Source organism: uncultured Thiodictyon sp., assembly GCF_903828115.1.
Lineage (GTDB): Bacteria > Pseudomonadota > Gammaproteobacteria > Chromatiales > Chromatiaceae > Thiodictyon.
In genome coordinates, this window is sequence record NZ_CAIKKU010000106.1 from 1 (window position 1) to 11546 (window position 11546).

General features: G+C 69.1%; 9 protein-coding genes. 3 read left to right on the forward strand and 6 right to left on the reverse strand.

Going from position 1 to position 11546, the window contains the following annotated elements; genetic code table 11:
• Positions 1–166: 166 nt before the first annotated feature.
• Complete coding sequence (locus QZY48_RS03895; protein WP_295427983.1) at positions 167–2836, forward strand: SUMF1/EgtB/PvdO family nonheme iron enzyme; 2670 nt, start codon at positions 167–169, stop codon at positions 2834–2836.
• Between the two features lie 228 nt (positions 2837–3064).
• Here the strand turns inward: QZY48_RS03895 and recQ are convergent, their stop codons facing one another.
• From recQ to QZY48_RS03925, 6 genes are all read right to left on the reverse strand, one after another.
• Positions 3065–5284 carry a DNA helicase RecQ gene (gene recQ, locus QZY48_RS03900; RefSeq protein WP_295427986.1) on the reverse strand — a complete coding sequence of 740 codons (2220 nt, stop codon included), beginning with the start codon at positions 5282–5284 and terminating at the stop codon, positions 3065–3067.
• Position 5285: 1 nt separating this feature from the next.
• The gene (gene rfbD, locus QZY48_RS03905; RefSeq protein ID WP_295427988.1) at positions 5286–6215 is read right to left on the reverse strand and encodes a dTDP-4-dehydrorhamnose reductase; all 930 of its coding nucleotides are present in this window, start codon (positions 6213–6215) and stop codon (positions 5286–5288) included.
• Complete coding sequence (gene rfbC, locus QZY48_RS03910; RefSeq protein ID WP_295427991.1) at positions 6212–6784, reverse strand: dTDP-4-dehydrorhamnose 3,5-epimerase; 573 nt, start codon at positions 6782–6784, stop codon at positions 6212–6214. The genes rfbD and rfbC overlap by 4 nt, the downstream gene beginning before the upstream one ends.
• A complete protein-coding gene (gene rfbA / locus QZY48_RS03915) occupies positions 6781–7665 on the reverse strand; it encodes a glucose-1-phosphate thymidylyltransferase RfbA (RefSeq protein ID WP_295427993.1) in 885 nt (294 codons plus the stop codon). The genes rfbC and rfbA overlap by 4 nt, the downstream gene beginning before the upstream one ends.
• Positions 7666–7729: 64 nt before the next feature.
• On the reverse strand, positions 7730–8788 hold the full coding sequence (gene rfbB, locus QZY48_RS03920; protein ID WP_295427996.1) for a dTDP-glucose 4,6-dehydratase: 1059 nt from the start codon (positions 8786–8788) through the stop codon (positions 7730–7732).
• Between the two features lie 567 nt (positions 8789–9355).
• On the reverse strand, positions 9356–10543 hold the full coding sequence (locus QZY48_RS03925) for a hypothetical protein (RefSeq protein WP_295427999.1): 1188 nt from the start codon (positions 10541–10543) through the stop codon (positions 9356–9358).
• A gap of 175 nt (positions 10544–10718) precedes the next feature.
• Here QZY48_RS03925 and QZY48_RS03930 point away from each other — a divergent pair, with 175 nt between their 5' ends.
• Both QZY48_RS03930 and QZY48_RS03935 read left to right on the forward strand, forming a co-directional pair.
• Positions 10719–11324, forward strand: a complete 606-nt coding sequence (locus QZY48_RS03930; RefSeq protein WP_295428001.1) for a Uma2 family endonuclease — start codon at positions 10719–10721, stop codon at positions 11322–11324.
• A gap of 21 nt (positions 11325–11345) precedes the next feature.
• Positions 11346–11546: DUF4124 domain-containing protein (locus QZY48_RS03935; RefSeq protein ID WP_295428004.1), on the forward strand; the 201-nt coding region annotated here is incomplete at its 3' end.

Below are 11546 nucleotides of genomic sequence, written 5' to 3' on the forward strand. Positions count from 1 at the left end.
CCTGGGAGCGCCGCACCCCAGTGCGGCGCGATCTCGCAGATCACCCCGCCGGTGTGGGTTGAGCAGAGGCCGCGCCGCACTGGAGTGCGGCGCTCCCAGTAGCCGCCGCGGCTTCACTTAATGGCAGTGACGCGGCGCCTGGGGACGAGGACATTACAGGAGCGCCATGACTGCACCAACCACCGGCAACGTGACCGCAAGCAACGGCTCAGTCGCCATCGCCGCGGCCCGGCAGGTCCAAATCACGGTCAACAACATCGCCGTCCCGCCCGCGGTCGTCGCGGACCTGGCGGCGCCCAGCGCCCTGCCGCCCGCGCAGGCGCACCGCGTCGCCGCGGACCTGCTGGATTTCGTGGAGCGCTTCTACCGCTACCTGCCGCTCAAGGGCATGGGGCCGGATGTCGGGATGCCGCGGCGCTTCCCGCTGGTGGATATCTTCGTACCCCTGGGGGCGCGCCTGATCCTGCCGCAGGCGGACACCCTGTCACAGGAGTTGCGGGTGGCTGGCCGGGCCATGGCGGCGGACGAGCGCGCCGAACTGGGCGGGCGGGCGGATGCCTCAAGGCCGGTGCTCGAACTGATCCGCGAGCGCCCGGTGCTGGTGGTGTTGGGCGACCCTGGGTCCGGCAAGTCGACGCTGCTCAAATACATCGCCTTCGCCGTCGCCACCGGCCAGGCGGCGGCCCTGGGGCTCGCGGGGCGCCTGCCGCTGCTGCTGCCGCTGGCGGCCTATGCCGAGTGCCTGGATGCTGATCCGGCCCTGAGCCTGCGCCGCTTCGCGGTGCAGTATTTCCATGACTTCATGGATCTGGACGGACTGGAGCAGTTGCTCGCGGAACGGCTGGAGGAGGGGCGCGTCCTGCTCCTCCTGGACGGACTGGACGAGGTGCGCGACCCCGCCCGGCGCAACACGGTGGTGGACCGGGTCCAGTCCTTCCTGTGCCGCCACTGTCCGCGCGGCACCAGGGTCATCCTCACCAGCCGTATCGTCGGCTACCGGGAGGTGCGCCCGCCGCAGGTCGAGGACCTGCGTGAATGCACCCTGCTGGACTTCGAGGACGCCGAGATCGCGCAGTTCATCCGCCGCTGGACTGCGGTGGTGGAGCGCATCCTGTTCGATGACGGGCGCCTGGCCGACTACGCCGCGGCGCGCGAGGCGGCGGACCTGCTGGCCGCCGTGCAAGGCAACCCCGGGGTGGGCAGGCTCGCCTCCAACCCGCTGCTACTCACCATGCTGGTGATCCAGAAGCGCAATCAGGTCAGTCTGCCGCGCCAGCGGGTGCTGCTCTACGAGCAATACATCCAGAGCCTGCTGCGCGACTGGCTGCTGGCGCGCAGCCCCCAGGCGGTGCCGCGCGCCCTGCCCAACGAGCGGGCGCTGCGCCGCGTCCTGGAGCCGCTGGCCCTGTGGATGCAAGGGTGCGCGCCGGGGCTGGGGCGCATCGGGGAGCAGGCGATGCTCACCTGGCTGCGGGAGCACCACGCGGGGCGCTCGGACCCGGAGCAGGCGGCCGACGACTGTCTGCGCGACGTGCGCGAGCACTCCGGCCTGCTGATCGACCGCGGCGGGCGCCAGTTCGGCTTTCTGCACCTGACCTTCATGGAATATCTCGCGGGCGCCGCCCTGGCCGCCGGTCTGCAGGCCCCGGATGGGCAGCGTCGGGTGGTCGAGACGCTGGCCGCCCACGCTGGGGACGCGCAATGGCGCGAAACGCTGTTGCTGACCCTGGGCTATGTGGGGCTGCAACAGCGGCAGGATATCGCGGCCACGGCACTGTTGAACGGCCTGCTGGATGCACCCGAGGGATCACCTGGGCTCCATGCGGAACTCGCCGCCGCGGCCCTGGCGGACATCGGTGAGGATGGGGTCACGCCCGAGGGCTGGGTTGGGCTACGGGGGCGGCTGGTCGCGGAGGGCCTCACGAATCCGCGGGTGCCGGCCGCGCGGCGGGTGCTGATCGGCGAGCACCTGGCCGTCGCTGGGGACCCTCGGCGCGGCGTCCTGGAACTGGATGCGATGGAGTTCTGTCGGGTGCCGGCCGGGTCCTTTTTGCTGGGGGCGACCGATGGGGAGGCCGACGACGACGAGAAGAAGGGTGCCGGCCCGCACCGTCTGGACTACCCTTACTGGCTGGCCCGGTTCCCGCTGACAGTGGCCCAGTTCAGTCGGTATCTGGATGAGTCGGGCCGCACGCCGGGGCATCCCGACTGTCGGCGCGGCCACGCCAACACCCCGGTGGTGTGGGTTTACTGGGATGAGGCGGTCGCCTGCGCCGACTGGCTGACCGAGCGCTGGCGCGTCAAGGGTTGGCTGCCCGCCGGCTGGCGGGTCGCCCTGCCGTCCGAGCCCGAGTGGGAGAAGGCGGCCAAGGGTGGCGAGCGCATCCCGTCGGGACCGGGCATCCTGATCCGCCCGGTGGCGGACTTGGGTGCCCTGATGGATGCTGAGCAGCCCTTGACGCCGAACCCGAACCCCCGCAGGCCCTGCCCCTGGGGTATCGAGCCAGACTCTGAGCGCATGAACTTCGCGATGTACATCGGGCGCGTCTCGCCGGTCGGCTGCTACCCCGAGGGTCTTTCACCCTACGGCTGCGAGGACCTGTCGGGCAACGTCTGGGAGTGGACGCGCAGTCGGTTCGCGGCTTATCCATATCCGGACGATGCCAAGGGGCGGGCCGCCCGGGAGGACCGGCAACCGGGTGTGCGTGGTGCGCGCGGCGGTGCTTTCAGCACCGACCGCAGGTCCGCACGCTCCTCCTCCCGCCTCGACCGCGGCCCCGAGGCCCGCCGCGACGTCCTCGGGTTCCGTCTGGTGGTGGCCCCATTTCTCCTCTGATCTCTGATGCCTCTGGACTCTGAATCTCTGAAGGTTCATCTTGTTGCCAGGCGCCGGGATTGGCTGGCATTCTCCATGCGTCGGCGCCGCCCCATCCGGCTGAAGCCTCGACCTCCGGGGTGATCGCGGCCGCACTGGAGGATGAGACTTCAGCCGGACGGGGGCGCCGTAGGCGCCCGGCGGGAGCGGGAGCAATGGTGAAGCTGTCGGGGCGGGACGCCCCGACTCCTATCGCCCCATCGCCGCCCGCACGCAGCGCAGCAGGCCATAGTCGTATTTGCCCGCGAAGGCGTCGAAGACCGGTTTGAGGGTGAGTGGAGACTCCGGGGCCAGTTGGGTGAAGGCGTATTCGATGGCCTGGAGTTCGTCATCCGCCAGGGTAACGATCTCGGCCAGGGACAGCTCGCCCTCTTCAATGCAGCGCGACAGGTGCGTATAGATGGTGCTGATCTTGAGCTCCCGGCGCTCGGCGATCTGGGCGGGTGAGAGTCCCGTGCGCAGGAGCTCCAGGGTGACGCGCGTGGTGTCGTTCAGGCCCTCCTCCCAGATGCGCCCGCCGGCGGGGGTGGCGGCTGGGGCCGGGGTGCGCATGGGGGTCTCGGGCAGGGGCGGCAGATTGGCCGGTCGGCCGTGCTCCTGCGCGTGCGCGGCCAATTGGCTTAGGAAACCGGCGCCGTAGCGCTCCAGCTTGACCACCCCGACACCGCTGATGCGCCCGAACTCGTTGAGATCCCGTGGTCGGTAGCTGACCATCTCCCTTAGTGTCGCGTCACTGAAGACCACATAGGGCGGTACCGCCTGTTCCTGGGCCAGGTCGCGCCGGTAGGCGCGCAGGCGCTCCCAGAGGGTCTGCGCCTCCGGGTCCAGCGGGGTCTGCACCCGTGCGGGCCTGGGCTCGCCCCGGGTCTTGGCCGGGCGCCGCTCCGGATCGCGGCGCAGGTGCAGGGTGCGCTCGCCGCGCAGGACCGGGCGGCTCGACTCGGTGAGTTGCAGCGCCCCGTGGCCTTCGATGTCGACCGCCACCAGGCCGGCGGCGACCAGTTGCCGGTAGACCGAGCGCCACTGCTCGACGCTGAAGTCCGCCCCGATGCCGAAGGTGCTGATCTGGTCGTGGCCGTAGCGGCGGATGCGCTCGTCGTCCTTGCCCCGCAGCACCTCGATCAGATAGTTGACGCCGAAGCGTTGGCCGGTGCGGAAGATGCAGGACATGGCCTTCTGGGCGGCCAGGGTCCCGTCCCAGCTCGCCACCGGGGTGAGGCAGGTGTCGCAGTTGCCGCAGGGGGCGGGGAGCTGCTCGCCGAAATAGTTGAGCATGACCTGGCGGCGGCATTGCGTGGTCTCGCAGAAGCCGAGCAGGGCATTGAGCTTGTGCATCTCCACGCGCTTGAACTGCTCTTCGGCCTCCGACTCCTCGATGAAGCGCCGCAGGGCCACCACGTCGCCCAGGCCGTAGGTCATCCAGGCGTCGGCCGGCTGGCCGTCGCGCCCGGCGCGGCCGGTCTCCTGGTAGTAGGCCTCCAGACTCTTGGGCAGGTCGAGATGGGCGACGAAGCGCACGTCCGGCTTGTCGATGCCCATGCCGAAGGCGATGGTGGCGACGACGATGACCCCCTCGCCGCGCAGGAACTGCGCCTGGTGGGTGCGCCGCTGCTCGGCCGGCAGGCCGGCGTGATAGGCCAGGGCCTTGAATCCCTGGACGCAGAGGTGCTCGGCCGTCTCCTCGACCTTGCGCCGTGACAGGCAATAGACGATGCCGGCATCCTCTGGGTGCTCGCCGCGCAGGAAGGCGACGAGCTGTTGGCGCGGCTCGCGCTTCTCGGTCACGTGGTAGCGGATGTTGGCCCGGTCGAAGCTGGAGACGAACTGCGCCGCCTGTTCCAAGGCCAGCCGGGTGACGATCTCGCGCCGGGTCGGGGCGTCGGCGGTGGCGGTGACCGCGATGCGGGGCACCGCCGGCCAGCGCTCGTGCAGCAGGTTGAGCTGGATGTACTCGGGGCGGAAGTCGTGGCCCCATTGCGAGACGCAGTGCGCCTCGTCGATGGCGAAGAGCGCGACCGGCACCCGCCCCAGGAGATCCAGGAAGCGCTCGGTCAAGAGCCGCTCCGGGGCGACATAGAGCAGGTCGAGGTCCCCGGCCAGCAGGGCCCGCTCCACCCGCGACTGCTCGTCGCCGGCGAGCGACGAGTTCAGAAAGGCGGCCCGCACCCCGAGTTGGCGCAGGGCATCCACCTGGTCCTGCATCAGGGCGATGAGCGGGGAGACGACGATCCCGGTCCCCGGCCGCAGCAGGGCCGGGATCTGGTAGCACAGTGACTTGCCGCCGCCGGTCGGCATCAGGACCAGGGCATCGCCGCCGTCCAGGACCCGCTCGATGACCTCCTGCTGGGCGCCGCGAAAGTGCGGGTAGCCGAAGACCCGGTTCAATACCTCCAGTGGGTCTTGGTCCATCCTAGCAGGGGATCAGCTCCAGGCACTGTTCCAGGGACACGCGCCAGTCCGGCATGTAGAGCCCGAAGGTCTCCTGGAACTTGCGGTTGTCGAGCACCGAGTACGCGGGGCGCCGGGCCGGGGCCGGGTAGTCGGCGGAGGTGATGGGGATCAGCCGGCAGTCGAGCCCGGCGCGCTCCAGGATGGCACGGGCGAAGCTGAACCAGCTCACCTCGCCGGACCCGGTCAGGTGATAGAGGCCGCCGACCTTCTTCAGATCCAGGTCGCCGCGCAGTACCCGGTAGAGGACCAGCGCGGTCATCTCCGCGAGCATACGGCTCCAGGTGGGGGAGCCGACCTGGTCATCGACGATGCGCAGTTCGTCCTTCTCGCGTAGCAGGCGCAGCATGGTGAGCAGGAAGTTGGCCCCGCGCGCGCCATAGACCCAACTGGTGCGAAAGATCAGGCAGGGGGCGCCGGAGTCCAGCAGGGCCAGTTCGCCGCCGAGCTTGGTTTCCCCATAGACGTTCAGCGGGGCCGCGATGTCGTCCTCGGTGTAGGGGCGTTTGCCGGTCCCGGGAAAGACGAAGTCGGTGGAGTAGTGGATGATCGGGATGCCGCGCTCGGCCAGCAGTCGGCCCAGCTCTCCCACCGCATCGGCGTTGATCCGCCGGGCGACGTCGCGTTCCGTCTCGGCCTTGTCCACGGCGGTGTAGGCGGCGGCGTTGACCACCGCGTCCGGCCGGGCCTCGGCCACCAGTCGGGCGAGCAGACCATGGTCCAGGAGGTCGATGATGGGGCCGTAGCCGCCCTCGATGGAGGCGGCGATCACCTCGCCCAGGCCCGCCAGGGTGCGCCGCAGCTCCCAGCCTACCTGGCCGTTGGCGCCGATCAACAGGATTCTCGGCCGCTGGCCGCTGGTCTTCACGGGGGCCGCAGGTTGCTGGGTCATGGGTAGTCCTCGATGGCTGGCAGCCGCTGCGCCGGGATATCCGAGAGGCTTGGGGCCGCCTGATCTTTTTGGGAGAGTTCGGGAGCGGATTGGCCCGTCAGGGGCCAGTCGATACCGATTGCCGGGTCGTCCCAGCGCACGCTGAACTCGGTCTCGGGGTGATAGTAATCGGAGCACTTGTAGCCGAACAGTGCGGTCTCACTGGTGACCAGGAAACCGTGGGCGAACCCGGCCGGGACCCAGAACTGCCGCTGGTTCGCGGCGGACAGGGTGACGGCCACCCAGCGGCCGAAGGTCGGCGAGCCGCGGCGCACATCCACCGCCACGTCGTAGACCTCGCCCGCAAAGACCTGCACGAGCTTGCCCTGGGCATGGGGATGTTGGCAGTGCAGGCCGCGCAGCACGCCGCGGCGCGAGAATGACAGGTTGTCCTGCGGCAGGGACGCGGGGATACCGAACTGCGCATAGCGATTGCCGCGGTAGGTCTCAAGGAAAAAGCCGCGCTCGTCGCCCCAGACCTTGGGCTCGATGATGAGGGCCCCGGGGATGGCGGTTGTGATGACCTTCATGCGATCCACCCGCGCCGCAGCAACCCGAGCAGGTATTCGCCGTAGCCGCTCTTGCGCAACTCCTCGGCCATCGCCCGGAACTGCGTCTCATCGATCCAGCGGTTGTAGAAGGCGATCTCCTCCGGGCAGCAGACCTTGAGGCCCTGGCGCTTCTCGATGGTCTCGATGAAGGCACCGGCCTCCATCAGGGATTCGTGGGTGCCGGTGTCCAGCCAGGCGGTTCCCCGCCCCATGCGCTGCACCTGGAGTTCGCCCCGCGCCAGATAAAGGTTGTTGAGGTCGGTGATCTCAAGCTCACCGCGGGGCGAGGGCGCCAGGGTCGCCGCCCGGTCACAGACGCTTGCGTCGTAGAAGTAGAGCCCGGTGACGGCCCAGTTTGATTTCGGCTCCCTGGGCTTTTCCACCAGGCCGACGACCTGGCCCGCGGCGTCGAACTCCGCCACCCCGTACCGCTGCGGGTCCGCCACCCAATAGCCGAAGACGGTAGCCCCGTCCTCGCGGGCGCTGACCTCCTTGAGTTGCTCCCCAAGCCCCTGACCGTAAAAGATGTTGTCCCCCAGGATCAGGCACGAGGGGGCACCATCGATGAAGTCCCGCCCGATCAGGAAGGCCTGCGCCAGCCCGCCCGGGTGGGGCTGCTCGGCGTAGGTGAGACGGATACCCCACTGGGACCCGTCACCCAACAGCGACTCGAAGAGCGGCAGGTCGCGGGGCGTGGAGATGATCAGGAGGTCGCGCAGCCCCGCCAGCATCAGCGTGGACAGGGGGTAGTAGATCATCGGCTTGTCATAGATCGGCAGCAGTTGTTTGCTGACCGCCCGGGTGATCGGGTAGAGCCGGGTGCCGGAGCCCCCGGCGAGGATGATGCCTTTACGATTCATCGCAACTGTTTCTACACCTTAAATTTGCCGCAGCTTCTACGGTTGCCATGTTCACGGAACCTGGTCAGGCGGCCGTGCCCAGACGCTCGCCCCGATAGCTTCCGTCCAGCACCCGCGCACACCACCGCGGGTGCTCCAGATACCATTGAACGGTGCGGCGCAGCCCGGTCTCGAAGGTTTCCTGCGGCGCCCACCCCAACTCACGCTTAAGCTTGTCGGCGTCGATTGCGTAGCGCCGGTCATGGCCGGGGCGGTCGGCGACAGAGGTCTTGAGGGCCGCGTGGGGACGCCGGGGGGAGTCCGGCAACAACTCGTCCAGCAGGGCGCACAGGGTGTCGACCACCGCCAGGTTCGTCCGCTCGCTGTCGCCGCCCACGTTGTAGACCTCGCCGGGGGCCCCGGCCTCCAGCACCCGCAGGATGGCGCGGCAGTGGTCGCCGACATAGAGCCAGTCGCGGATGTTGCCGCCGTCGCCGTAGATCGGCAGGGGCTCGCCGCGCTGCGCCTTGTGAATCATCAGCGGGATCAGCTTCTCGGGGAACTGATAGGGGCCGTAATTGTTGGAGCAGTTGGTGGTCAGCACCGGCAGGCCGTAGGTGTGGAACCAGGCCCGCACCAGGTGATCGGAGGCCGCCTTGGAGGCCGAATAGGGGGAGTTGGGGGCATAGGGCGTGGACTCGGTGAAACGCCCGGTCGCCCCCAGGGATCCGTAGACCTCGTCGGTGGAGACGTGCAGGAACCGGAAATCCCGGCGCGCCGTCGCGCCGAGTTTGAGCCGGTAGGCGCGCGCCGACTCGAGCAGGTTGAACGTCCCCACCACGTTGGTGGCGATGAACGGCGCGGGGCCGTCGATAGAACGATCCACATGGCTCTCGGCGGCGAAATTCACCACCGCGTCGACCGCGTAGTCCGTCAGCAGTTGCCCCACCAGGGCACCATTGCCGATGTCGCCCTGGACAAAGATGTGGCGCGGATTACCGGCCAAGGGGTCCAGGGTGTCCAGGTTGCCCGCGTAGGTCAACTGGTCCAGATTGACGACCCGCCAAGGCGTCTGCGCCATCAGCAGGTGGACGAAATTGCCGCCGATGAAGCCGGCACCCCCGGTGACCAGCACTGTGTGCATTCTAAAGTTCCTCCTGGTCGCGATGGGCGTCGGCCCGGCGGGTGCCGTGCCCTGGTGAGCGGCCCTGATATGCAGGGGCGACGCGCGCTGACGCAACCGCCCCCGGGGTGGACGTGATGATACCGCGTCAGGCGGCGCGACGCAGGGTGGGCCGTGTCGCTGCCACGCTCACTCCAGGGCTGGACGGGGCATTCGAGACTGTGAAAGTATTATGCTATTGTAAATAATAGAGATTTCTCAGCGCGCCAAGGCGAAATCGGGGCGAAATCGGCACAAAATAGCAATTTGCGGCGCTTTTGGCTCGAAACCGCATCACGATTAAGCGCTATATAACTGATAAAACAGGCTCGAATACTTGCCCAGTCTCATTCGCCCCGTCCGGAACGTTTTGGCGCCATCCCCCAACGCGCGAACGATGCGACTTGCCGAGGCAGCGTAGTCAGGGCTTCCAGCCCTGACTGTTCCAGCCCCGACACCGTCAGGCCAGGATGGCCTGACTACGCACTTTCACGGTAAAGCGTCGGCCTCGGGTCGGGTCCTCAGGGTACGACGTCTTGCGGAAATCGCCTAAAGGGCGGCGAGATAGAGCTTCAAGAGCCCCGGACGCAGTTGTGCCAGGGCTTTGCGCCGGGGCATGTCGTCCGCGCCGCTCACCATCGCGTGCAACAGCCGGTAGGCGTCACCCGTGGCGCCGGGCGGGACCAGGTCCGGGGACACGGCGGCGGCCATGCCGCGGTCGGCGAACAGGAGCCAGGCGGGGAAGTCCGCGGTGGCGAGTCCCAGGTCGGCGTCACCGAACTGAATCCAGAGCCGCCGCAGCCGGGCGTCCGCAAGGTCCTCGGCGTCGAGGTTGCGCTGCGCCTCCTGCGGATGTTCCCAGCACAGCAGGGCCCAGTCACGGCGGGCGGCGGCCGGGTCGAGCATCCGTTGGCACGCCTCCAAATGGGCCAGGACGAGCGTCGGCCGACTGCGCCAGGCGGGCTGCGACTCGATAGCGTCGCGCGCCGCCGGGTGGCGCCCGGCGCGCGCCCAGGCGTAGCCGGCGTGCAGCCGGGGGGCGTCCGGGTCGAAGGGGCGCTCGGCCAGCGCCGCGGCCAGCGCCGCCCACATGGGGGCCAGGAGGTCTCGGGTGCGGTGGCCGAGCAGGTCCCGGGCCTCGGGCTCCATCGACTCCAGCGCCTGCAGTTGCTCCGCCGGGGGCAGGGCGGGCAGGTCCTCCACCGCCTGCATGAGGTGCAGGTAGCGGCGCAGCCTGGGGTGGCGGGGGTCCAGGGCCATCAGCCGGGTGAGGGCGGCGTGGGCGGCGTCGATGCGGCGCCCGGTCAGGGCCGTGCGCACCGACTCCTCGAGGAGCTGGTCCTGGCTGTCGTGGAACAGGTCCAGTTGCCGCCGATCGGCGGCCGGCGCGAAGGCCGTCGCGCAGCCGCGCACCAGCCCCGGGTGGGCAGCCTCCGCGGGGCCGATCGGGATTATCCGCTCCGCGGCCCCCCAGGCGCGGTGCTCCAGGGGCTCCGCCGCCAGGCCCTGGGCCGCCGCATAGAGACCCGCGCGGGCCAGAACCTCCGCCGCCTGATCCGCCGGGACGCGCAAGACCGCCTCCAGATGGGGCACCCGGCCGAGCCGCCAGGACTCATAGTCCGCATAGCTCAGGTAGTCGCAGGCCATCAAGAGTTCCAGCGGGTCCAGGCGGCCCTGCTCCAGGATGAGTTGGTCCACCAGGGCGGTGAGACCTTGCTTCGCGAGTGGTTCGTTCATTGGCGCCAGAGCTGTTGGATTGGGTGCGATCAGAACTGATCGCACCCCGTTGGATTACATTGATCTCAGGTACTCCGAGAGGCACCGGACCAGGACCCCGGGACCAGCCGCACCCATGCTAGACTCATGCTGCCCGCGCCGACCCGGCGCACCCCTGCCGCGAGGGCCACACGCCATGGGCTATACCCAGGACCTGCCGCGGGTGGACCTGCGTGTCCCACCCAGTATCCGCCTGGACGATGACCTCTTTTTCGCCCTCTGCCAGGCCAACCGCGACTGCCGCATCGAACGCACTGCCGAGGGGGACATCCAGATCATGCCGCCGACCGGGGGACTGACCGGAAAGAGAAACTGTGATCTCGTCACCGACGTGAATCTGTGGGCCAGGCAGGACGGCCGCGGCCTGGCATTCGACTCATCCACCGGCTATACCCTGCCCAACGGTGCTGTGCGCTCGCCGGATTGCTCCTGGGTGCTGCGTGAGCGCTTGGCGCGATTGACCGCGCCGGAGCAGCAGAAATTTCTGCCCCTGGCCCCGGATTTCGTGATCGAGCTGGCCTCCCCGAGCGACGAGCGCGCGGACCTGATTGCCAAGATGCGCGAGTATCAGTCAAACGGGGTGCGGCTCGGCTGGCTGATCCTGCCGGTGCAGCGGCAGGTCTACAGCTATCCCGACCGCGGACCTGGGCAGCGCCTCGACCATCCCGATACCCTGACCAATGAGGCCATCCTGCCGGGCCTCACGCTGAGTCTCGCCGGGATCTGGGCGGCAGGATTCTAAACGCTCGACGGCCCCGCAACGATGCCCAATCAGGTCCCGATTCCTGCCCCGGCGGGCCGCGTCGGCCGGCTCGCCCTGGTGCTCCTGCTGGCCTGGCTGCCGGCGCGGGCGGAGGTCTTCAAGTCCCAGGACGCCGACGGCCGCTGGCACTTCACCGACCGGCCGCCCCCGGGCACCGCCGTGCCCGCGCCGGCGCCCGCGTCCGCCGCGGCGGCCGCCCCG

Coding starts and splice junctions, on each gene's coding strand:
- QZY48_RS03895 (WP_295427983.1), top strand. CDS start 167: ATGACTGCACCAACCACCGGCAACGTGACCGCAAGCAACGGCTCAGTC.
- recQ (WP_295427986.1), bottom strand. CDS start 5,284: ATGGACCAAGACCCACTGGAGGTATTGAACCGGGTCTTCGGCTACCCG.
- rfbD (WP_295427988.1), bottom strand. CDS start 6,215: ATGACCCAGCAACCTGCGGCCCCCGTGAAGACCAGCGGCCAGCGGCCG.
- rfbC (WP_295427991.1), bottom strand. CDS start 6,784: ATGAAGGTCATCACAACCGCCATCCCCGGGGCCCTCATCATCGAGCCC.
- rfbA (WP_295427993.1), bottom strand. CDS start 7,665: ATGAATCGTAAAGGCATCATCCTCGCCGGGGGCTCCGGCACCCGGCTC.
- rfbB (WP_295427996.1), bottom strand. CDS start 8,788: ATGCACACAGTGCTGGTCACCGGGGGTGCCGGCTTCATCGGCGGCAAT.
- QZY48_RS03925 (WP_295427999.1), bottom strand. CDS start 10,543: ATGAACGAACCACTCGCGAAGCAAGGTCTCACCGCCCTGGTGGACCAA.
- QZY48_RS03930 (WP_295428001.1), top strand. CDS start 10,719: ATGGGCTATACCCAGGACCTGCCGCGGGTGGACCTGCGTGTCCCACCC.